The sequence below is a fragment of the Mycoplasmoides pirum ATCC 25960 genome, assembly GCF_000685905.1.
Classification (GTDB): domain Bacteria; phylum Bacillota_I; class Bacilli_A; order Mycoplasmatales; family Mycoplasmoidaceae; genus Mycoplasmoides; species Mycoplasmoides pirum.
In genome coordinates this window covers 421,327-446,080 of record NZ_JMKZ01000001.1, presented here as the reverse complement: position 1 = coordinate 446,080, position 24,754 = coordinate 421,327, and the positions used below count along the sequence as shown (strand labels likewise).

Genomic DNA, 24,754 nt, shown 5'->3' with positions numbered 1-24,754 from the left:
AAGATTATTTTTTATAAAATTCTTTTCTTTTAAAACCAAAATTTACTTTAACATTTTTTTGTGTCAAAGCATTGTTTTGAAATTCAAGTGGAATAGGGACATTTATAAATGTTGGTGGAACTGGTTCATTTATATCAAATTTTTCAGAATATTCTAATAAATGTTCATCATCAATATCATCATTCATATTATCTTTAATTTCTTGAGTTGTGGATATTAATGCATCAATTTTCGAAGAAATATTTTCTAAAATAGGATTATTGTTTAAAGCCATTTGGTTTTGTTGTAATAATTCATTTCCGTAATTAGTAAAATTATTAGTTTCATTTGAATCATTAATTTGAACAGTGTAGGATGGAACAAAAATATTTTGATTTGGTGCGGCATCTAATATTTCAGCTGTATCATCAGAAATAGAATTAATAACCAAATTATTTTTTAAAAATTCTTTATCTAAATTTTGACTATAATCTTCAACGGGTGAAACAACTTCTTCATTAAGAAAATTATTATGAATTTCTTCACTAAAATTATTTATGTTTTCGTTTATTTTTTTTTTAGAAAAATTATCATCACAAACATTTTTATTTAAAGGATCAATATTAATTTTAAATCCTGAAATCACAGTAGTTTTAGCTTTGTTTTTTTTGATTTTAAATTGTTTGTTATCAACTTTTATTATTTTGTCATAATCATTAAATTCATTATTTTCAATAATTTTTCTTTTTTCTTTAAAACTTTTTATATTTTGAATTTCTTCAGGAGTGATTGTGTCATCAATTATTTTTTCAAAAGAAACATTTAAAATATTAGCCATCTTATTATTCTTAGATAACTTTTTATTATTTTTTATTGTTGTTGATGACGAAGATGATGATTTTGATTTATTTTTAGAATTTGTTTTTTTAGTTTTTGTAGCACTCATTATTAAATCATTCCTGGCAGTTTCTTTTACACATAAATTATAATATCTTAAATAAGATAACAAAATATTAATTTATTTGAACATTTTTGCATTTTTGATTTTCATAATTACAAATTACATTAGGTAAATTATTTAATTCAAAATGAAAATTTTTAGAAATTTCTTTTATATTTTTCATATAAGTCATTAATGGTCCTAATGGATTATTGCTTATACCTATTTGATAAAAAGAATTATCTATTGAATTATATAAAGAAACTTGTTCATGAAGTGGAACATAAAAATCTTGAACTAGACATAATTTATTTCTAGAATCAAGCGCATTTAAGAAAGCACTAATTCATAATTTTAATTCAATTACATCAGTCTTTAATGCATTATTGAATGCAAAATAATAAATTGGATCATAAAAAACAATATAAATGTGATTTGGCAATGTTTTAATTAAATCTTTATTGATTACTGATAATGTATGAATAATTTTTGTTTCTTCTAAAATTTTTAAAAGATTTTTAATTTCTTGAATATTAATTTTTAATAAAATTGACAATTTATCTAAATCAAATAATGATTCATTAGCAAATGCAACATATCTTAATAATTCTAAGCATGAATGAATATCTGAACGCTTTTTTTGATTTTTTTCTAAATCAAATCATAAAATGCTAATTATTTTTTTAATAATTTGATTAGCTAAATTTGTATTTTCTTCTAATTCTAAATTGAGGATTTTACTATTTAAAAATTTTAAATAAGTGTCAAAATTAATGTTGTTTCTTGAATGATTTTGAAGATAATTATTAAATGTTTCGGAATAAAGAACAAATATTGGAATATTTAAACGTTTGTATGTATTTTTAAATAAAAAACCTAATTCATTTAACATTAAAAAAATAACTAAATTATATTTTTTAGATAATTTGTTGAATTCTTTAATTCATCAAGAAATATTGCTAAATGTATTAAATTGATTAATAACTAAAACATGTTTTTTATTAGATGGTGCCAATTTAATATGTTCAATTAATTTTTGATATTCTTCAACATCATATTTTTCTGTTTTGTTTACATCATAAAAGGATAAATATAAATTTTTTTGATTTGAACTTAAATATTTTTTTAATAAATGTAAGCAAGTAATAGAAGCATCTTTTAACGTAGAAAGATTGTGAATTGAAATTACTTTATTTTTTTTACCACTTGCATATAGTTTATCAACTAATAAACTTTGATTAAAATTTTTTGTTCCTCTATGATTGGAATTTAAATATGATATCAATTTCTCTTCAGATAAAATCATAATTAACTATTGCTCTTTAAAATTTTTTTTCTATTTATACTAATTATTGAATTAGCATATTTTCTAATGTCTTCACTTGATAATCTTCCGTGATGCTTATCATCAGAACCAACAAATTTTACTTTTCTAACCATTTTAACTTCAGAAGGATTTTCTACTTTATCTTGCTCGTGATTTTGCGAATCTAAATTTGAAAAATTATTTAAATTATTAATCATTTCATCATTTAATGGAATTTGTGGATCTTGTCATAAAAATTGATTATTTAAATATTGAGGATCAAATAATGGTGGCATCATCATAGGTGTTTGTGGCAATGTAGCATTTGCATATAATTCAGAATTTAATGAATCAAAATTATTATTTATAAATTTATTTTGTAAGCGAATTTTTTCAACTTCACTATTAAATTTACTTAAAATTCGATCAGTTATTTCATTTGTTAATGAATTTATTAAATCTTGATTAGGTGAATTTTTTATTTGATCCTTAATTTCTAATTTTTCTTTTTCGCTTAAGAAAGGACTAGAATAATTTTTAAAATTTATTGCGCTAGTATATGGATTTTCTTTAATTTCTTTTTGAATTAAATTGATTTTGTTAACCAAATTATTATCAAAAACAGAATTTTCTATATTATTTTTGATTGTTGCTTTACGAATTAAGTTTATTTTATTTTTTAATTCTTCTAAATAAGAATTCTTTTTATTTAATAATGATTCTTGTTCTGCATTTAATTCTTCTAATTTGTTATTAATTCTTGATTCAACATTATAGTTTAAATTAGCAATTTCTTTTTCTAATAAATTTTGCTTGTTTTTTATATTTTCATTAAATATTTCTTGATGTTCTTTAGAAATTTTGTCATATATTTCATCTAAATCAGTGTGGTCAACTGATAATTCCTTATTAATTATTTGTTGTGATTGTTCATCAATTGCATTATTAATTTGATTAATCATATTGCGTTGTTCATTTAATAAAGAATTGTGATAATCTAATCTAATTTGTTCTAATAATTCTTTATGCTTAGCACGTTCATTTTCTAAAAAAATTTGTCACTTATTTTCGCGTTCTAAATTTGCTCTTTGAATTTCTGTTAATTCATTTTCAATAATATTTTTTATATCTTGAATCTCGTTAGACAATTTATTATTAATTTCTTCATTTGCCGCTATTGTTGTAACAAAGGGTGGATTATCAATATTATCTAAAGTTTCATTTTTAGTTGTAGTTGCTAATTCTTGTTCATAAACAATATTAGTAGCTTTCATTTCATTTAAATAAATCGATAAATTTTCTAACTCTTTATATTGTGTTATTAATTTTTCATTACAATTTGCGATATATTTTTTAATAATAATATCATTAGATAAAATATCAGACATAATGCTATCTGAAAATATAGCTTCAACATAAGGTGTTATCTTTTTTAAAACTCGGTGATTAGCACGAGAAATAACTAATGATAAGTTATCAGAAATTTTATTTAAATTTTTAAATCATGAATTTTTAAATTGATTTTTTAAATTATTAACTTCTTCTAAAATTTTTTCAATTTCATCAATAGATTGAAAATGATTTTCTTTTAAAATTTCATATTTCAATTTAATTGAATTCATTGTCAAATTAATTTGCAATGATATTTCTTCAAAATTAATATTAAATTCATCAATTAAATAACTAATTTTTTTAGCTTGATTATTTTCTTTTTCATTTAATTTAGCTTTTAATAGTGACAATTCATTTTTCAATTTTAAAATTTTTGGATTATAGTGATTTAATGTTAATCCTTCATAATCATAACTTACTAAATTTTTGCGCAACGCATCAAGTGAAAGACTATGCTCTTTTTGAATAGCACTTATTTCTTTAGCAATTGTGGATAAAATTTGATCTTTATCATTTAAATCTACATTAAAATTTTGATTCGAATTCATAGTCTTTCCTATTTAATAAATTTTAAAAGTTATTAATTATCTAACAAATCTTTAATACTTTTAATTTCGTCTGTTAGTTTTTGTATTTGCATTTGTTTTTCGGTTTGAATATTTTTTGCTTTATTTTTTTTTGCCAAATCGTTTAAATAATTATTGTGAATAATTTGTTCACGTTCTTGAGTATATCTTTGTCTTTCTTTAGCTAAAATTTTTTTTGTTTCTTCTAAAATATTTTTAGCTTCATCTACATTATTATTATTATTTACATTATTATTTTGTTGCAATCTTTGTTGATTAAGTAAAGTTTTATATTGCAACATTTTTTCAGTTAAACGATTTTTATCATTATTCATCATAAGTAATTGATTATTAAAATTATTTCTCATTTCAACAATCATTTCTTTTAAATCTCGTTCTTTATTTTCAAGTTCACGAACACGTTCTTGATCTTTTAAATTGTATTCTTTTATTAATGCTTCACGTTCTTCATTAATTTTGTTCATTTGTGAAGCAAGAATATTTTTAATTTCTTCTAATAATTTATCATTTTTTTCATTTACTTTTTTGTGTTCTAATGTTTCTAAATCGATTTCATTTTTTTGAAAATTTTTGTTTTCTTTTAATTCCAATAAAACACGATTCATTTCTTTAAATTTAGAACGAGTGTCATAAGCTAAAGCACGTAATAACTTATTTAAAGCATTTTCTTTTTCACGAATTATTTTATTTGATTCTTCTTTTTGCAACTTCATTTTTTGCATTTCAACAAGTTCTTTTAATTTATTTTCAGTTTCTTCGCGACGTTTATTTGCTTCAGCTATTTCAAAACGATGTTGTTGCTTTAACATTTGAATTTGCTGTTGTTGAATTAAACGTTGCATTTGAACCACTGGGTTCATAAAATTATTATTTGAATCTTGATGATTTTGTAATTGATGTTGACAACACAATTGACAATTATTATTGAATTCTGAGTTATTATGCATTGAATGATCTCCTTTAATGTTGTGGTGATGGTGAATGTGATTTGTATTATTTAATTCAATATTTTTTTTCTTTTCTTCTTCAAATTCTTTAAATTTTAAATCCAAATTATTTTTATGTTCAATCAATTCATTTCTAACTAATTCTAAATCTGACTCACGCTGTGCTAATGCTCTATAAATTTTATTTAAATATTTAATTTTTTGTTGTTTTTGTTTTTCAAATTTTTCTTCTTTTTCTTTTAAAGTTTCTTGAATTTTATTTAAATTATTAACATCGTTATTATGTTGTTTCAATGTTGATTCAATTTCTTGTTGCTTAAGTTTTTGCTGATAATCAACTTCTCTAACTTTTTTGTATAAAGAATTTAATTTATTCTTTTTATCTTTAAGTTCTTTATTAAATTTTTGTAAATTTTTTATAGCTCTTTTTTTAGCTTCATTTAACTTGTTTTGTTCTAAAACAATATTTTGTTTCAAAATCAAACACTGTTCATATTGGTGTTTTAAACGTAATTCATTTGTGAAAATAGAATTTTTACGATCATCCAATTTAGAAGTTTTTTCTTCTAATTGTTTATTTTTTTCATTTAATTCTAATTCACGTTTTTCAATTTTGCGATATTCAGCGTTAATTTTATCTAATTCTTCATTGCGTTTAGCATCAAATTCACCACGTTGTGCATTTAGTGATTGCAACGCTTGTTCTAGTTCTTTAGATTTAATAGCTTGGTCTGCATCAATTTTTTGTAAACGTTCTTTTTCAATTTGAATTGCTTTCTTTTTGTAAGCTAATTTGTGTTCTAAATTTTTTAATTGATTTAAAACATTTTGGCGATAAACTTCCAATTTATGAACTTGATTATTAATTTCATTTTGTTGTCGTTCTAAAACAAGAACATTTTGATCATATTTTTGTTTAGTTATCAGTGTTTTTTGTTTTAATTCATTTAATTTAGCAAATTGATTTTTAATTTTCTTTGATTGTTCATCTAAGAATAATTGGCGATTGTCTAATTCTATTTGTTCTGAACGAATTCAGTTTATTTCTTCGTTACGTTCTTTATCAAATTCATTTTTTTGACTTTCTAAACGTTTTAAAATATCTTTAATTTCATTATCTTTCTGAATTTGTTCTTTGTTTTTAAGTAAAAGTAATTGTTCTTTTTCAAATAATTTTTCTTTTTGGTTTGCTAATTCATTTTTAGTTGCATTAACTAAATTGAAAAATTGTGAATGTTTAGAAGATAATTTTTCTTCTTTTTCACTTAATTGCTTGTTCTTTTTATCTAATTGAAATTCTCGTTGTTCAATTTTTCAATATTCAGCATTAATTCTATTTAATTCTTCATTGCGTTTAGCATCAAATTCACTACGTTCTACATTTAATGATTGCAATGCTTGTTCTAGTTCTTTAGATTTTGCCGTTTGATCTACATCAACTTTTTGCAAACGTTCTTTTTCAATTTGAATTAATTGTTCTTTATAAGCTAATTTGTGTTCTAAATTTTTTAATTGATTTAAAACATTTTGACGGTAATTTTCTAGTTTATGAATTTCTTTCTTAACTTCATTTTGTTGTTGTTCTAAAGCACGAACATCTTGATCGTATTTTTGTTTAGTTATCAATGTTTTTTGTTTTAATTCATTTAATTTAGCAAATTGATTTTGAATTTCTCTTGATTGTTCATCTAATAATAATTGACGATTGTTTAATTCTGTTTGTTCTGAACGAATTCAGTTTATTTCTTCATTACGTTCCTTATCAAATCGAATTTGTTCTTGTTCTAATCTTTTTAATATTTCTTCAATTTCTTTATCTTTATTTTTTTGCTCTTCCATTTTGCTTGAAATTAAATTTTCTTTTTGAATTAAATCATTGTTTTGTTTTGATAATTCGATTTTTGTGTTTTTAATCAAATTAAATAAATAAGAACGTTGATTTGCTAATTCTTTTTCTTTAACATTTAATTTTTCTTGTTTGTCTAATAATTCTTTACTCTTTTTTTCTAAATCCAATTTTTCAGATTCAGTGGTTTGCTTTAGATAGGTTAAATTTTGATAATCTTGATTTAAATCATTACGAATTCGATTATTTTCATATTCAAAATTCTTTAATGAATTATATTGATTTTCAATTTTTTCTATTGCTTTTTGACGTTCACTATCAAACAAATGACGTTCATTTATTAAATCAAAATAAGCTTGTTGAAGTTTTTCTGATTCTTGAATGTTAAATTTTTTTATTTCTTCATTTTTAGAAATTTCTCTATTTAAAATTTCATGACGTTGATCAACATTTTTAGAACGTTCTAATAATTCTTTTTCAAATTCACGTAATTTGCTTAATGTAAGTTCACGTTTATAGTTAATATCTAAATTAGCTTTTTCGATTTCTTTACGTCTATTATCTAAATCAGCAAATTTTTGGTTTAATTTCAAATTATGAAATGAAGTATTTTTTTGCAAATTATGCAATCTATCAAATTGTTTTTTAATATCTTCAGATTGTTTTTCAATTTCTCGTTGTTGCAAATCTAAATTAATTTGTTGATAATGCATATCTTTTAAGAAATTATTTTTTTCAGCAGATAATTTTTCTTTTTCTTTATCAATGCGTCTTAAAATTTCTTTAATTTCAGAATCGCGTTGACGTTGGGCAACATAATTTTCATAATTAGATTGTTCTTGGGACGCCAATACAAATGAACGATTATCTAATTCATTTTGCATTTGTTTTAAATCATTGAATAAATTAGTATATTTCAATTCAAAATTATGTTCTTTTGTTTCTAAATCTTTTTGACGTTCTCGCAAAATAGACAATTGTTTATTTAATTCATAGTGATTATTGTTTTTATAATTTTCAATGTTTGAATTAAATTCACTTATATCATTATTTAAATTAAAACGAATTAAATCATTTTGTTGTTGAGAATATTGAAGTTCATCATATCGTTTTTTCAAATTATCTAATTCATCTTTTTTGAAACGTTCAAAATTATTTCTTTCATTTGAAAGATTATTCATAAGATTTTGAATTTCATGCATTTTTAAATTGTAATCACGTTGAATTTCTTCATTTAGAATTTGTTGCTTGTTCATTTGAATTTCTTTACTTCTTTTTTCACTATTTCTTAATTCATTTTCATATTGCCGCAATTTATTGAGTAGCAAATTTTTCTCATAGTGCAATTTATCTCTCTCAGAAATTAAATCTTGTTGTTTATTATAAATGTTTTGTAATTGATTTTCATAAGTAAAATTTGGTGTTAAATTATTTGTTTGCTTTAAAGAATTAAATTCTTGCATCAAATTATTAATTTTATTATCCAATGTATCAAACTTATCATTTATATCTTTTGATGTGCTATTCATTTTATTAAAAAATATTTCCTTATCAAAATTTATTCTATTTATTTCATCGTTAACATAATCAAAAAGTTTGTTTGTTTTTTGTGAATAATCACTTATATTATTGTCCTTAGCATCTATTAAATCTTTTATTTGATTCTTCAAAGCATTTAAACTATTTTTATAACCATTTATTTTATTTTCAAAATCATTGTAAAGATTATCTATGCTTTTCCGATGCTTATCAAAAATTTTAATTTTATTATCAAAATTTACATTTTTCGGTGAATTAACTAAATTATTTTCATCCATTAAATTTCTTAAAACTTCAGCTTTTGATGAAAGATTTTGTAATTTTAAAGCTCAATTGATTGAATCTGAGTTAGCATTATTATTAGTTAAATTACCACCATATGACGATTGATTAATATATTTTTCAATTGATTTAATATCATGCAACTCTTTGTGTTTATCATTAATTTTGTTTTCAAGAATATTTATAGCCTTATTTATATTTTCATAATCTTTCATGAATTCTTTATTTTTCTTATTAATGCTTTCAGATTCTTTTCTTATATAGTCTAAATCATGGGATACTTCTTTTATTGTAGAATTTGTACCATTAGAAAAATCTATTTTGTTAGAAGAATCATCAAGTTTATTTAATAATTGATTAGTAGAATTTTTTAACTTTAATAAGTCATCTTTCAATATTGAAAATTTATAATAAAGATTATTTATTTTTTCTTCAGCATAATTCTCAAATAAAATTTTTTGATTCTTGAAATTTTCTTCTAAAATATCTAATTTTTCATCAAAATTATTTAAATTATTATCACTTACAATATTTAAATTTTCTAAAATGATGCTAATTTTAGAAATTGCAGATTGAAGATTAATTAAATCTGAAACATTAACATTGTTTGTTTGAAAATAAACTTTAAATAAATTATCAATTATTTTTTTTAAGTCTTCTAATTCAATTAAAATATTTTTAAGTTTATTTTCATTAAAATTATCATTTTTAAAATTGATTAAATTTGAATTAACATTTATTAACAAGCTATCAATTTCTTGTTTTTTATCATTTAAAAATTTTTTAACATCAAAACTATTGGATTCAAAGTTTTGATCAAAATTTTGAGCAAGGTTTCTTATATTATTAACTTTTGAAATAAAATTTTTCATTCAAATTTTGCCATTTGAATTTTTTAATAAATCTTGAATATCATCAATTTTATTTTGTATAGAATTTGTTAAATTATCGATTTTAAATACTAATTCATCTTTAATTAAATCTAATGCATATAATTGCAATTCCAAAGATTCTTTTTCATCGTATAAATTGGAACTCGCTTCATCATTAACAAAATATGTACTATATAGTGGATCACTATTTTCATCCATTGTTACACGGATGTTATCAATGATATTATCAATTTCTATATTTCGTACATCTATATATCTATAAATTGCATGAAATGAATCAAAAATATGAATATCAATTTTATTGTTTATGATATTGCTTTTATATTCAATAAGATCATCATATGAATGCAACAATTCATTTGAATAAAATTTTAATTTATCTTCATGTTCACAAATTAATTGCTCAAGATAATTTATTTGATCATTAATTTTAAAAGAATTTTCAAATAAACTTTTTTTAATTTCTTCTAGTTGAAAAATTAAAACATTTTTTTGATTAAATAATGTATTCAACTCATTTTGCAAATTATGCAAATTTGTAGAATTATTTTTATCTGGACTGAAATTTATAGAATTTTTTTGATCTAGCAATAATTCATCAATTTTGAATTGTTTATTAATAATTTGAACATCAATTGTTGATAAATTTTGAGATATCGTTGTTAAAAAATTAAATAATTGTCGATAATTTTTATCAAGTTCTAGATTAGAAATTTCATTTTTAGAAATTTCAGATTTTATTGTTTCATCAAATTTATATTGAGCATGTTTTAATTCAGAAGAAATATAATTAAATTTTTCTTCATTTTTTCTAATAATATCAAATGCAGCATTTTGACAATGATGAAGTTGATCATTTTCGAATTCAATTCTTTCTAATTCATCAATTAAAAATTCTTTACGATAATCTTCTAAATCTTTTTGCAATAAATTATTAATATAGTTTGATCTGCGGTCAAACAAATAATAAATTTTTTTTAAAACTGAATCTAAAGAATTTGAATACTGATTTAAATTTAATTTAAATTCTTTTTTTGCATTGTTGTAAAAATTTAATTTATTAAAATCATTAGTTATTTTGTTATACAAATTTTTGTTATGCTCAAAATTATTGAAACTGTTACCAATTTTTTCTTGAATATTTTGTTGATAATCATTAATATTGGGATTAAATGATTTTTGCTTTCTTTCATTAAAGTTAGTGTTATTAGATTGAGCCATATTATTAATAATCTATCCAAAAAATAAAATTTTTTATTTTTTATAGAAAACTAAAAATTTATACATCATTCTTATTAAAAATTCAAAGAATTTTAAAATAAAAATATACTTTATAATTTTAATATATATTTATATATATTATTTAAATATTTTTGCTAAATTATGAATTAAACAAATGATTTTTAAATAAAAAGAATTTAAATTATGGAATTCACAAATAAAAAGGATAAAAAATTTTTAAAAAAAATTATTGCTAATTCAATAATTAGAAAAGGCGCATATAAAAATAGAAAATTAATTATTAATTTTCAAATTTCTAAAATAAATGTTGGAAAAATTAAAAATTTTAATGAATTATTAGAACATTGTGGTTTAGCAAATGAATATAAAGAAAATCAATGTTTTGTAATTCTTTCAAATAAATTAGATAATACTTACAATTTTAAATTAACTTATGCAATGATATTCTGCTCTATAAATTGGAAAGTTTTAGATATTGAAATTGTTGAGCCTAATTCAAAAATTAAACAAAACAAAGAAATTGAATATGTATTTATAATGCCACCAAATATGATTAAGTATTTAGATATTAAAATTGGATATTTTTTAAGAACTTAAATTAAGTACTTTATGACAACGCAAGCATAATTCTTTGGTTGGAAAATAACTATCTTCATAATGAGTCCAGCAACGTTCGCAACGATAAAAATTTGTTTTTGATAATTGAATTTCAGTTATTTTTTCATTTATTTTAATTTCAGCAACATTTAATCATTCTTTCAAATGTTTGAATCAAACTTTATTAACATCTACTAAATTTTTTGGCAAAGTAATAGAAACTTCATTATTTTTATTAATAATTTTTTTATCTCTTAAAACTTCAATTTCAGCATAAATCAAATTTTTAAATTTCAAAAAATCTTCATAATCTTTTAAATATATTTCAGAATTTTCAATAATTTCAATATTTTTTAAGCTATCTAAGAAAACACTAGATGATTTATTAGGTAAATTGTAATATTGATACGCTTCTTCGCAAGTGTGAGGTAAAATAATCGATAAACGCATTAAATAATGACAAAAAATATAATTTAAAACAGATTGAATAGCTTTTCTTTTTGGATTATTTTTTTCATCACAATATAAACTATCTTTAATTAAGTCGAAATATCATGTTGACAAATCGATAATTTGCTTATTAATAATTTTTAATGCTAAATAGAATTTATGATTTTTAAATAAGGAATCTATTTCTTGTAAATTAGAATTAACTTTAGCTAAAATAATTTTATCTGCTAATGAATAATCGTATTTATTAAAATCTTGAAAATCAAAATCATTAATATTCGATAATATATATCTAAATAATGTGTTTCTAATTTTGCGATATTGTTCAGATACTTGCAATAAAATTTTATCTCCTATTCTATTATCTTCTGAATAATCAACAAAACAAACTCAAAGTCTTAAAATATCAGCACCATATTGATTACAAATTTTAATTGGATCTACAACATTACCAATTGATTTTGACATTTTGTGACCTTTTTCATCTAAAGTAATGCCATGAGAAAACAATTCTTTATAAGGTGCAATATTATTTTGAATTGTTGAACAAATTAATGATGAATTAAATCATCCGCGGTATTGATCAATTCCTTCTAAATAAATATCTGCTTGAGGTTTTAAATTATAGTGATTTAAAACATTATATGAAACACCAGAATCAATTCAAACATCCATAATATCTTGTTCTTTAAAATACGTTTTGTTATTTAAATATTTTTCTGTTAAAAAAAATTCTACAGGTTTTTCAAATCAAGAGTTGCTACCATGTTCTTCAATCTTTTTGATAATGTTTTTAATTAAATCCAAATCCATAATAGGATTTTTATTTTCATCAAAAATAATTGGAATTGGAACACCTCAAACACGTTGACGTGAAATACATCAATCCGTTCTCTTTGTAACCATATTTAATAATTTCTGATAGTCTTGATCATTTTGAAATTTAATAGTATTTATATTATTTTCTAAATTATTTTTAATTTTAGATATATTAATAAATCATTGTTTTGTTGCACGATATATAACTGGTTTTTTGGTTCTTCAATCATGAGGTTCGCTATGAACAAATTCATTGTAAAAATGTAAATTATTAGTTGATTTTAAAACATCACATATCGTTTTATTTGCATCGAGATAAAATATTTCTCTTAATTTTTCATCATGAAAATCACTATTAATTTTTCCTGAATCATCTAGATGAACAATCATTTCATTAATATTATTTTTTTTACAAACATTATAATCATCAGCACCAAATCCTGGGGCACAATGCACTAATCCTGTTCCATCGTTATTTTTAACATGCTCACCCAATATAACAATTCCAAATTGATTTGGATACATAGGATGAACATATTTAATGCCATTTAACTCTGTTCCATTGATTGTATCTAAAATCTTATAATCATTTCAAGACAATGTTTTTGCAATATCATCTAATCGATCTTTAACAATAACAAAATCAAATTCATTTGTTCGCACTAAAACATATTGAAAATTTGGATTTACACAAATAGCTTGATTAGCAGGAATAGTTCAAGGTGTTGTTGTTCATATTAACAATTTAGTTTGATTTTGAATTTTTTGAGAATTTGATTCAACAACATTAAAACTTACATAAATGCTAGAGGCTTTTACATCAGCATATTCTACTTCTGCATCTGCTAATGCGCTTCTAGAAGATCATGATCAATATATAGGTTTCAAATCTTGATAAATTAAATCTTTTTCAACCATGGTTAAAAATGCATTAAGTTGATCTATTTCATATGTTTGTTCATATGTGTAATAACATTTATCAAAATCAGTTAACAATCCAAATCTTGCAAACTGTTCTTTTTGATTTTTTATTTGAGTTTTGGCATATTCTAAACACAGATTGCGTTTTTCAATTGTTGATAAGGAATTATAATTTTTTGTTTTTTGACTAACAGCATGTTCAATAGGCAAACCATGAGTATCTCAACCTGGAATATATAGACTATTATAGCCATATAGAATTCAAGATCTAATTACAAAATCTTTTAAAATCTTATTTAAAGCATGTCCAACATGCAAATTGCCGTTTGCATACGGTGGGCCATCATGCAAAATTTTCATTTCACGACTTTTAAATGATTCTAATACATTCTCATAAAGCTTAGTTTTTAATCATTTTTCTTGAAAAACTAACTCTTTTTGATTAAGATTAGCTTTCATTTCAAAAGCTGTTTCAGGTATATTTAAAGTTTTCTTGTAATCCATAAATAAATTTCTTACCTATAACACTATTCAATAATTTCAGGATTATATCTTTGTATTATTGTATCAATAATTTTCTGGGTTATTTTATCAGGTGTTGATGCACCTGATGTTATCCCAACTTTTTGTTTATCAATAAATCAATTATCACATAAATCATTAATATTTGATACTAAATGTGATTCAACATTATGCGTTTTACCTATTTCAACTAATTTTAGTGAATTATTAGAACGTCTATCGCCAACAACAATAACTAAATCTAAAGTTTTTACAACATTAATTAATGCATCTTGCCGTTCATTAGTAGCATTACATATATCATTTTTAAATTCAATATTTTTATATTTCAATCTTAATGCTTTAATTACATCATAAAATTCATAAATAGAAATTGTTGTTTGATTAGTTACAAAAATTTTTTTATCAGGACATTTTAATTTATTTACATCTTCTGCGGATTCTAATAAAATAATTTTTTCATCAATAGATAATGCTGAAATAGTTTCTGGATGATTAGAAACGCCAATATAAAAAACATTGTAACCTTCGTTCAGTTTTTCTTTAATTAAATCATGTGTTTGTGTAACATACACACAAGTAAGATCAATAACTCGTAAATTTCTTTTTTTTGCTAAATCAATAACTTTTTGATCGGTTCCGTGTGCAGAAAAAATTACAATTGGTTCATCAGTATTATCTATCTCTAAAATCAATGATTTTCGATCTTTAATTTTATCATCTAAAACAATTACCCCTAAATCCAACATTTCTTTAACGACATGCTCATTATGAACCAATCATCCTAACATATAAATTTTTTTGTTTGGATTATTTAAAGCAACATTTTTTGTTATAGCAAAAGCATTTATTACGCCTGTACAAAAACCACGTGGAGAAATTTTAATTAACTGCATTTTAGCTTATTGAAAAAACAAAATTCATTTTACAAAAAATTTTATTAAAAGTTTTTAGTTATATGTTATGCATTTATTATATATGTTAAACATAGAAAAATATTTAAAAATATGCTTAAAAAACATTTAATAATCTCAATTCTGCTTTTATATCTAGTAATAATTTCAATATCAAATTATATTTATGTTAACTTCTTGTTCACAAAATAGTAATCAACAATTAAATATATATATATATATATAGCTGAAATAAATGATGAATTAACCAAAAATGATTATTTTGATTTGTATGAATTTTCTAAAAAAACTAATTCACTAGATTTCTTTTTTAATAACAATATAAACAATGGAGCAAATCAAATTTTTGAATCGTATTTTTAAAAATGATTTAATACTTTATCTGAAAAAGATTTTGAAGTGAACTCAAATAATAAAGTAGTTAATTTATATTGTGATTCAAATTTACAAGTCATTAATTTATATTCAATTTTTTGAGATCATTTTTGAAATGTTATTTGCATAATCAAAAGATGTAGTTGAAACTATTGTTGATAAAAAATTTGCTCCAATGCCGTGAACAAATTTTGCTGATCCAGACAATATAAAAATTAGAGGTAATGATTACAAATATACGGAAAATGCAATATTTAATTCAATTTCTCCAATATCTTTTACTTCTTATCATGGTGTTGAATTCATGGAAAATGAATTTTGAGATCAATTAAAACCATTTGTAACTACTAACAAAGATGGAAAACATGACTATAGCAAATGTATAGGCAAAGAAATTTATTCATATGATTTTATTTCATCATCATTAAATAAAGAACATGCAGAAGATTTTTCAATAGGAATGAATTTAACTGAGCATGATAAATTAGAATCGCCACTAAAAGAATCTACTGTCTTTAAAATCAAAGTTTCAAAAGATTCTAAAAATTTAGCTTATGTTTCAGGATTTCAATTAGCTCATCAAGAAAATTTTTTAAAAGTTAACAATGAATGACAAATCATTTTTAACATAGGATCAAAATTCAAAATTGATAATGTTTACAAAGAAAAAAATATTAATGTTTTTGAAATGACATTTTTACAATAAAGAAATTTAATAGATAATTGATAAGATTAATTTTATACAAAAAACAATTTTAAATTTATCATTGATTAAAAAATGAAATAATATTATTACTATTTATCAATCTAATAAAATGTCAAAGCAATCTTTAATAAATATAGTTTTATATAAACCCGAAATTCCATACAATACTGGTAATATAATTCGTTCTTGTGCAACATTTACTTCTAATCTACACTTAATTAGACCATATGGATTTTTTATAAATGATAAACGAATGATTCGAGCTAGTACTGATTATTTAAATCAAATTAATTTGTTTGAACATGATGATTTTCAATCATTACTTAATTCAATTGATGAAAATGATTTAATATATTTTTTAACTAAAAAAGGTGAATCAAGACCTGATGAAATCAATTTTAATTTTAATCAAAATAAAAAAATATATTTAGTTTTTGGTCAAGAAACAAATGGTTTACCTGAAGAAATATTAAACAAATATAAAAATCAAACAATCAGAATACCAATTAGTAATGAATCAAGATGTTTAAATTTAAGTAATAGTGTGGCTTGTTTATTATATGAAATTTATCGACAAAATAATTTTAAAGATTTAGGAATAAATTATGAGATTGCGAAATAATCCTAATGCGCTCAATATTTGTGAAAATTCGTCATATTTTTTAAAAGTTAACAACTTAGTAAATAAAAAAATAAGTGATTTATACAAAAACAATAATAAAAAAAATTACATAGAAATCGGCAGTGGAAAAGGTGGGTTTTTATGAGAAAATGCTTATAAAAATTCAAATATTAATTATTTAGGCATAGAAAAATTTTTAACAGTTATTGCTAAATCTATTAAAAAATATGAAACAAATGAAAAAAAATTAAACAACATTTTATTAACATGTTTAGACGCAAATGAAATAACATCATTTATTTCTGAAAAAAGCGTTGATAAAATTTTTTTAAATTTTAGTGATCCCTGACCCAAAAAAAGACATTGCAAAAGAAGATTAATCGATATTAATTTTTTAAATAAGTATGAAATAATTTTAAAAAAAGATGGATTAATTGAATTTAAAACTGATAATGACAATTTATTTGAATATTGTTTAGAACAAATTGAGTTAAAACATAATATTGAAATAATTGCTAAAACAATTGATTTACATAACTTGCCAAATGATGATTATTTGAAAATAAATAATATTGAAACTGAATATGAAAAAAAATTTGTAGCTAACAATATTAAAATTAAAAAAATAATTTTTTGCTTTAAATAAATAATTTTTTATAACTTTTGCTAATTAATATATAAAATATATCAATGTAATAATACATGGCGATTATGGCGAAGTGGTTAACGCACCTGACTGTGACTCAGGCATACGTGGGTTCGATCCCCATTAATCGCCCCATTTATAAAATTAAATGCTTTGCTATTTAATTACACGCAAAGAAAAAATATGGAATCTTAAAGTTCCATATTTTTTTTATTAAAATTAATTAGTTAATTTGTGTTATTAAAAATATTAAATTAATCTTTACTTTGTATTACTAAAATTATTCCAGAATCAAATGAAAAATTAATTTTTTTATTTTTAATAAATTCATTACTTGATAAAGTGGTACTAGAAATTAAATCTTTATTTTTTAATTGATATTTTGAATTTACAATAGAAAAATTTTTTATGTTTTGTAATGAATAAAAAGATATATACTTCATATTACCAAATCTTGATAATGATCATTGGCCAGGTAAATATAATTTAGCTCAATTAGAATAATCAATAAATTCAATCTTATTCAATATTTTGTAATATTTAAAATTTGCTAATGCAGATAAATTAGATAACAATTGATCTAATCTACCACCGTTTCAACCAAAAATCTTAATTTTATTAATTTTTTTCTGCTTTGTTAATCAATCTAAAGTTATTTCAAAATCTGTTTGGTCTTTTTCGGGGGGATAAATGAAAAAATTTTTAGTATTTTCTTTAATTAATTCAAGTTCATTCTTGTTGACAGAATCAAAATCACCTAAAGCAGCATAAAGTTTTAAATTATTTTTCAAAATGAACAATGAACCTTTATCAACACCTATTCATTTTGCAGAATTTTTACTATATTGATTAATTATTTTAATAACTTGCTTATTTATATTTCCGTTAAGAATTAAATTAAAATTCATAAATAATTATTTCACACAATTTTTTGATAAATACATAAAAATCTTTAAATCTTTTTAAGATATATTATAAAAAAAATTTTTTATGAATAATTTTTAACTTAATAGATTATCTATTAACTATATTAATTTTTATGTAAAATATTTATGTTTTGCTGGTTAACTGCTGATTTTTAATAAATTAGAGGAAAGTCCATGCTCACACAAACTGAGATGTTTGTAGTTTTTATGTAGGTTTAATAAATAAAACCTAGCATTATGATTAGATTTATAATGACGGCGCAAATAACCTAAAATTTATATCATGGTGATTTTGCATAAAGTGCCACAGAGACGAGTATTAATGAAAATTAATAGTGAAACGTTGGTAAACCCCATAAGTGAGAAACCTAAATTTTGGTAAGGGAACACAAAATTAAGAAATGAATTAAAATTGTGACATAAATTTATAAATTTATGTAGATAAATAGTTAACATCCATCTATTTGGATACAGAACATGGCTTATAAGCAAAATAGGGACCGAAAGGTCCCTTTTTTATTTTTAATAACGTAATGCAAAAATTTATTCTTCAAATCTATTGCTATCAAAGAAATTTGCTTCAAGAAATGATTCAGGATCAAAATTTTGAACTTTTGGTAAATCTTCTATAGTACTAATACCAAAAAGATCAAAAAATTTATCAGTAACAGAATAAATGAAAGGTCTTCCTCAAGTATCAGATCTGCCTAATTCTTGAACTAATCCGTGCTCAATTAAAATATCTACTAAATTTGCAGAATCAACTCCTCGAATTTCTGAAATTCTTGGTCTAGTACAAGGTTGATTATAGGCAATAATAGCTAATACTTCCATTAATTTTGAATTTAAAGGATTTTTAAATTTTAAATTGGCATATCGTCGCATTTCATTTTTTATTTCAGGTTTAGTCAAAAATTTATATTTATTACCGTAATCTTTAATCGTAATACCTAATTCGTTATCTAAATCAAATTTATTTTGTAATTTACCTAAATTTTGCTTAATTTCTTCCATTGTTAATTTAGGCAAAATTTTATGTAATTCAGCTAATGTCATTCCTTCTTTTCCGGCAACAAATAAAGCACCTTGAATTATTGCTTTAACATCTAGTGATGTTTGATTATTGATATTTTTTTTCTTTGGAGGCGATAATTGTGATTTTTCTTTAGCAAAAACATTTTTTATTTTATCTAAATTTAAATTGTTACTTTTTGTTTTAATTTGTTTAGATATTTTTTCTTTTTTTGCCATAGTCATTATTCCTTATTACCATTATTATTTTTATTAATTTCTTTTTGTCTCTCTCGCAATTTCAATTTTTCAGCATCACTCATTTTACGATATTCTTCGCGCGACACATAAGCATCACCGTATTTTTCTTTCAAATACATTTCACGTTTTTTTTGATATTCTTCAGCTCGCTGCTTCATAATTTGTTTTCTGTATTCTTCAGTTTCGCGCTTAAAATCTTCTTGTCTCTTAATCATTTCTTCAATGGTTTCTTCAGGTTCATTACTTATAGGTTTTGTATTTAATTCTATATATATTTCATCATTAACTTTTTTTTGAAACATATCAATTTTTTGATATCTTGTTAAAACTAATAAAGCAACAAAACATGTAACAAAATACATTTGATTAAGTTTATTTTGATCAACTTTGCTCAATAATTGAGTCAAAGTAATTTGCTTTGATTTACTATTTTTAATAATTTCATATATTTCATTTTGAACATCTTCAATTGATAATTCTTCAACAACAATTTTTGGAGAATTAATACTTTTATTTTTTAATCTATTAAAAATTCGTTGCATCGCAACTAATAATCGATCAGGATTCATGTAGTTTGGTAATGGCGCTTCTGGCAAATCATCATTAGAAACTTGGAAAGCATTTCATTCATCAGCTTCTTTTCCAATCATTTGTGAACGATTTAATTGCAATTCTTCTAATTTTGGTATAACTTCTCGATAATGTTTATATTCAATTAAATGTTTTACTAAACGATCTCTTTCTTTGTTGTTTGATAGATCATAATCTTCCTCATTTTCATCATCAGTTGAAGGAATAATTTGTTTAGATTTTAATTCGATTAAATATGTAGCCATTACTAAATAATCAGTAATTTGTTCAATATCAACATTTTTCATATTTTCTTTAATAAATTTTAAATATTGTGCAGTTAATTCAGCTAAATCCAAATTTAAAATATCCATTTTTTTATCTTGAATTAAAGCTAACAATAAATCAAATGGCCCTACAAAATGCAAAAAAGACAAATTAAAAATATTATCAATTGGTTCTAAATTGGAATTTGAAATATTATTTAAATCATTTTTTCTACGATAATAAAAAACATCAAATTTTTTAAAAGATTTTTTTTCAATTAAATTAAATTCATTCAATTTAGGATTAAATTTAGTATCACATTTAAAATCATTTGATAATCGACTAACAATCAATTCATCAGCAAATTCTAAAAATAATTCATATATTAGTTTTCCACCAATGACATAAATGTCAACGTCTTGAAAATCTTTTAAAACACTTTTTGCAGTTTGATATATTAATGCATCTTTAGGTACATCACTTTTATGATTTTTAGTCATAATTATGTTAATACGATTTGGCAATAATTTGCCCATACTTTTATATGTATTAAAACCCATAACAACTACTTTATTCATAGTTGTTTTTTTAAAATGTTCCATTTCTTCAGGAATTTTTCAAGGTAAACTATTATTTTTACCTATTCCATGTTTAATATCTTCACACCAAATCATTTTAACCATAAAATTTATACCGCTACCACACCCGAAATTTTAGGTCATGATTCATAATCAACTAATTCAATATCTTCGTATTTAAATTTAAATAAATCTTTAACTTTGCTATTTAAAATAATTTTAGGTAATTTTTTAGGTTTTCTTGTAATTTGCAATTTAACTTGATCTAAGTGATTTTCATATATATGAGCATCACCTAAAATATGAATAAATTTTCCACATTTTAAATTAGTTACATGAGCTAGCATCATTGTTAACAATGAATATGAAGCAATATTAAAAGGGACACCTAAAAATAAATCTGCACTTCTTTGATAAAGTTGACAATGCAATTTATTATCTAAAACCTTAAATTGAAATAAACTATGGCATGGTGGCAATGCCATTTTTTCAATTTCTTTTGGATTTCATGCACTTATTATTAAACGTCTAGATGTTGGGTTGTTTTTAATTTCTGAAATTATTTTTTTTAATTGATCAACACCTAAAAAATTTCTTCATTGCTTTCCGTATACTGGTCCAAGATTTCCTCATTTTTTTGCAAATGCGTCATCTTTAATAATTTTTTCTTTAAATCATAGCAAATCATGATCTTTTTTATATTGCTTTGATTGTTTATATTTTTCATATGGTCATTCATTCCAAATATTTACATTATTTTTTACTAAATATTGAATATTAGTATTACCACTTATGAATCATAATAATTCATGTACAATACCAGGAAAAAAAACTTTTTTTGTAGTTATTAAAGGAAATCCCTTAAGTAAATCAAATTCCATTCTTAAACCAAAAGTAGATAATGTTCTAATCTTGGTTCGATTATCAGTCATTATTCCATTTTTAAGCACATATTTTAATGTATCTAAATATTGTTTCATATTTTTTATTTTTTTTCATGCTTTTGTTTTAGATTTAAATAATTTTCATTAATTAAATTTTGAATATTACTTGCAACATTATTCGATTGAATATTAATAAAATTAATTGGTAACAATGGTTCTAAAAAACGTACATATACTTTATAACCTTGTGGTTTTAATGATAATTCTTTACGTTTATTATGATCCATTCTATTTTGAGTATTTCAAATTGCTACAGGAACTATTGGACAAAAAGCACGATAAGCAATTTTTAGCGCACCTGGTTTAAATTCACCAATTTCATTACCAGAAATTCTTGTACCTTCTGGAAAAATTGCAAGTGAAAGATTATTACGAATTAACTTTTCCTGGTCATCAATTGAGGATGCCATTTGTCTTATATCATTACGGTCAATAAAAATAACATCAATTAATCTAAGAATTTTCCCAAAATTTTTATTCAATAATTCTTTTTTTGCTACAAAAGTTATAAGCGGATGTTCTTTATGGTTATTTAAAATTTGAATCATTATCAAAGGATCAATATTTGATTTATGATTCATCACAAATAAAACCGGCTTTTTTGGAACTAAATCTCAATTTTCTTCAACAATTTTTATACCTTTAAAATATAAAATTCTACTCACTAAAATATATACAATTCTAAATCTTTCATCTGGTAAAAATTTTTCAGGATTTTCTACATAATGTTTTGATTTTGATAATGCTGACAAATATCTAAAAATAAATTCAATTCCTACAAACGGAAAAGAAAGATATTGAAGTATTCTAATAATTCAGCGAGTAAATGTTTTCATTATTTTATTAAATTGCTTTCTGCTACACAAATTGCTGTTATCATATCCGCTTCATATGAAACTGACAAATGTAAATTAATTGTATTATCATTAACTAAAAAACATTCATATAATCCGTTAATTTTTTTAATATCTAAATCAGTAAACAATTGTTTAATTTTTAGTGATTTATAAATAGCTTCTTTCAAAGCTCAACGAACCGCTAAAAACATATCTTCTTTATTAGCGTCTTTTAACGAATTATATTTATTAAGCTCGTTTTGGGTTAATAATTTTTTAACAAATTCATTTGATTTTCTATTTGATATACGTTTTATATCTACCACATCTATTCCAACACCTAAAATCATATATTCTTTACCCTTTTAAATTAATATATCTCTAATTTTTTTAAAACTTTACTTAACATGTGTTCAATTCTTTCTAATTTTTCATTAAACACAGTATTACGTTCTCGAACATTTTGTTCGATATTTTGCATTCTACGCATCATTGCTTGATTACCATAACCATTGTTATATAAATCATCCAATTCTTTTTGCAATTTCTTTATTAATGCATCTTGTTGACTTGTTTTTTCGCTAATAGATGCAAAATTATTAATACTTGTTAAATAGCGATTTAAATTTTTTTCATATTGATATAGTTTTTTAACAATTAAATCTAAAAATTCATCAACTTCATCTGGATCATATCCATTTGAATTAGTTTGACTAAATTTCTTATTGTAAACATCTTCTGATGTAATTTTTACTACTTTGTCATTTTCATTAAAATTCATTTTAGATTCCCGTCAACATTTCATTATTGTCACAAAATAATTTTTATAAAATTATTTTAATAAAATAACATTATATTGTATATTTTAATTAATTATTATGTAATTAATTATATTTTACAAATGCACAACTCAAATAAAAATATTACAAAAAAAATTACTAACAAAGAAATTGAAAATATTGTTAAAAAGTATAAAAGTAAAAAAATAAATGATAAAAATCAAAATGTTTTTTTTGCTTTTACATTAAATAATACAAGAGTAACAATATACAAATCAAATAAAATATTATTTCAAGGAATAGATTCTGAAGATGTTTTTAATATTGTGTTTAATAATAAAAAACACATTGATACTTCAGAAAGAATTTTTCAAAAAAAATTATTAGATAATCAAATTGGATCTGATGAAGTAGGCGTAGGTGATTATTTTGGAGGAATAAGTGTTGCAGCTGTTTTAGTGAATAAAGAAGATATTCAAAAATTAAAAACACTTAAAATTAAAGATTCTAAAAAACTTAATGATTTAGAAATTCAAAAAATAGCAAAACAAATTGAAAAAATAAAAATTAAAAGTGTTTTTAATGTTTTAAATCCATTGGAATACAACAAATTATTTGAAAAATATAAAAACGCTCATATTATCAAAACATACTTACATAACAAAACAATTTCTGAATTAATACAGAAATACACAATTGATTTAAAAAATTGTTCAATTATTATGGATCAATTTGCAAACAGAAAAAATTATGAAAATTATATAAATGTTATTAATCCAAAAAATAAAATAAAAATAGATATTTTTGAAACAAAAGGTGAAAGTAAATACATCTCTATTGCAACAGCATCTATTTTAGCTAGAAATGCATGATTAAATTCTATAGCTAATTTAGAAAAAAAATTAGGTTTAAAAATATATTTAGGATCTTCTAATTCTAAAATTTTAAATGTAGCCGAATTTATTTATAAAAAATATGGTTTAGATCAATTAAAAACTTATGTAAAATTACATTTTAGTTTTACAAACAAAATAATCAATAAATAATTTTTAAAAAC

At 21.9% G+C, this 24,754-nt stretch carries 18 protein-coding genes, 1 tRNA gene and 1 other RNA gene; 7 read left to right on the top strand and 13 right to left on the bottom strand.

What is annotated here, in order from left to right; translation table 4 throughout:
- Positions 1–4 precede the first annotated feature (4 nt).
- From T397_RS0101945 to T397_RS0101930, 4 genes are all read right to left on the bottom strand, one after another.
- Positions 5–925 (bottom strand): hypothetical protein, encoded by a 921-nt coding sequence (locus T397_RS0101945; RefSeq protein WP_027123997.1) that lies wholly within the window; start codon positions 923–925, stop codon positions 5–7.
- 67 nt (positions 926–992) lie between these two features.
- Positions 993–2,225 (bottom strand): hypothetical protein, encoded by a 1,233-nt coding sequence (locus T397_RS0101940; protein WP_027123996.1) that lies wholly within the window; start codon positions 2,223–2,225, stop codon positions 993–995.
- A 2-nt stretch (positions 2,226–2,227) separates the two neighbouring features.
- The gene (locus tag T397_RS0101935; protein ID WP_027123995.1) at positions 2,228–4,165 is read right to left on the bottom strand and encodes a hypothetical protein; all 1,938 of its coding nucleotides are present in this window, start codon (positions 4,163–4,165) and stop codon (positions 2,228–2,230) included.
- A gap of 32 nt (positions 4,166–4,197) precedes the next feature.
- Positions 4,198–10,932 (bottom strand): hypothetical protein, encoded by a 6,735-nt coding sequence (locus T397_RS0101930; protein ID WP_027123994.1) that lies wholly within the window; start codon positions 10,930–10,932, stop codon positions 4,198–4,200.
- A 204-nt stretch (positions 10,933–11,136) separates the two neighbouring features.
- Between T397_RS0101930 and T397_RS0101925 the strand changes: the two genes are divergently transcribed.
- Complete coding sequence (locus tag T397_RS0101925; protein WP_027123993.1) at positions 11,137–11,550, top strand: hypothetical protein; 414 nt, start codon at positions 11,137–11,139, stop codon at positions 11,548–11,550.
- Here the strand turns inward: T397_RS0101925 and ileS are convergent.
- Positions 11,539–14,250, bottom strand: a complete 2,712-nt coding sequence (ileS, locus tag T397_RS0101920; protein WP_155947924.1) for an isoleucine--tRNA ligase — start codon at positions 14,248–14,250, stop codon at positions 11,539–11,541. The two genes, T397_RS0101925 and ileS, sit on opposite strands and share 12 nt — an antisense overlap.
- 17 nt (positions 14,251–14,267) lie before the next feature.
- The gene (gene ispH, locus T397_RS0101915) at positions 14,268–15,158 is read right to left on the bottom strand and encodes a 4-hydroxy-3-methylbut-2-enyl diphosphate reductase (RefSeq protein WP_027123991.1); all 891 of its coding nucleotides are present in this window, start codon (positions 15,156–15,158) and stop codon (positions 14,268–14,270) included.
- A gap of 568 nt (positions 15,159–15,726) precedes the next feature.
- Here ispH and T397_RS0101900 point away from each other — a divergent pair.
- The 4 genes from T397_RS0101900 to T397_RS0101885 all read left to right on the top strand — a co-directional run bounded on the left by T397_RS0101900 (position 15,727) and on the right by T397_RS0101885 (position 17,660).
- The gene (locus T397_RS0101900; protein WP_027123990.1) at positions 15,727–16,257 is read left to right on the top strand and encodes an ADP-ribosyltransferase family protein; all 531 of its coding nucleotides are present in this window, start codon (positions 15,727–15,729) and stop codon (positions 16,255–16,257) included.
- A 109-nt stretch (positions 16,258–16,366) separates the two neighbouring features.
- A complete protein-coding gene (gene trmL, locus T397_RS0101895) occupies positions 16,367–16,879 on the top strand; it encodes a tRNA (uridine(34)/cytosine(34)/5-carboxymethylaminomethyluridine(34)-2'-O)-methyltransferase TrmL (RefSeq protein WP_036448816.1) in 513 nt (170 codons plus the stop codon).
- On the top strand, positions 16,863–17,525 hold the full coding sequence (gene trmB, locus T397_RS0101890; protein ID WP_027123988.1) for a tRNA (guanosine(46)-N7)-methyltransferase TrmB: 663 nt from the start codon (positions 16,863–16,865) through the stop codon (positions 17,523–17,525). Before trmL ends, trmB begins: the two co-directional genes overlap by 17 nt.
- Positions 17,526–17,584: 59 nt before the next feature.
- Positions 17,585–17,660: transfer RNA gene (locus tag T397_RS0101885), tRNA-His, on the top strand.
- Positions 17,661–17,779: 119 nt separating this feature from the next.
- On the opposite strand, the gene T397_RS0101880 is transcribed toward T397_RS0101885, so the two are convergent.
- Positions 17,780–18,433 carry a thiamine diphosphokinase gene (locus T397_RS0101880; protein ID WP_027123987.1) on the bottom strand — a complete coding sequence of 218 codons (654 nt, stop codon included), beginning with the start codon at positions 18,431–18,433 and terminating at the stop codon, positions 17,780–17,782.
- Between the two features lie 148 nt (positions 18,434–18,581).
- On the opposite strand from T397_RS0101880, the gene rnpB reads away from it, so the two are divergent.
- Positions 18,582–18,941: RNase P RNA component class B (gene rnpB / locus T397_RS04295), an RNA gene on the top strand.
- Between the two features lie 53 nt (positions 18,942–18,994).
- On the opposite strand, the gene scpB is transcribed toward rnpB, so the two are convergent.
- The 6 genes from scpB to T397_RS03895 are packed head-to-tail and all read right to left on the bottom strand — an operon-like array spanning position 18,995 to position 23,699.
- A complete protein-coding gene (gene scpB, locus T397_RS0101875) occupies positions 18,995–19,702 on the bottom strand; it encodes an SMC-Scp complex subunit ScpB (protein WP_081794307.1) in 708 nt (235 codons plus the stop codon).
- Between the two features lie 5 nt (positions 19,703–19,707).
- The gene (scpA, locus tag T397_RS04220) at positions 19,708–21,243 is read right to left on the bottom strand and encodes a segregation/condensation protein A (protein WP_052663072.1); all 1,536 of its coding nucleotides are present in this window, start codon (positions 21,241–21,243) and stop codon (positions 19,708–19,710) included.
- 5 nt (positions 21,244–21,248) lie between these two features.
- Positions 21,249–22,118, bottom strand: a complete 870-nt coding sequence (gene thyA, locus T397_RS0101865; RefSeq protein ID WP_027123985.1) for a thymidylate synthase — start codon at positions 22,116–22,118, stop codon at positions 21,249–21,251.
- A gap of 5 nt (positions 22,119–22,123) precedes the next feature.
- Positions 22,124–22,918, bottom strand: a complete 795-nt coding sequence (locus T397_RS0101860; RefSeq protein WP_036448621.1) for a lysophospholipid acyltransferase family protein — start codon at positions 22,916–22,918, stop codon at positions 22,124–22,126.
- Positions 22,918–23,268, bottom strand: a complete 351-nt coding sequence (locus T397_RS0101855; protein WP_027123983.1) for a holo-ACP synthase — start codon at positions 23,266–23,268, stop codon at positions 22,918–22,920. Before T397_RS0101855 ends, T397_RS0101860 begins: the two co-directional genes overlap by 1 nt.
- A 20-nt stretch (positions 23,269–23,288) precedes the next feature.
- Positions 23,289–23,699: a DivIVA domain-containing protein gene (locus T397_RS03895; RefSeq protein ID WP_036448616.1), complete on the bottom strand. Its 411-nt coding sequence runs from the start codon at positions 23,697–23,699 to the stop codon at positions 23,289–23,291.
- Between the two features lie 120 nt (positions 23,700–23,819).
- On the opposite strand from T397_RS03895, the gene rnhC reads away from it, so the two are divergent.
- On the top strand, positions 23,820–24,743 hold the full coding sequence (gene rnhC, locus T397_RS0101845) for a ribonuclease HIII (RefSeq protein WP_027123982.1): 924 nt from the start codon (positions 23,820–23,822) through the stop codon (positions 24,741–24,743).
- Positions 24,744–24,754 lie beyond the last annotated feature (11 nt).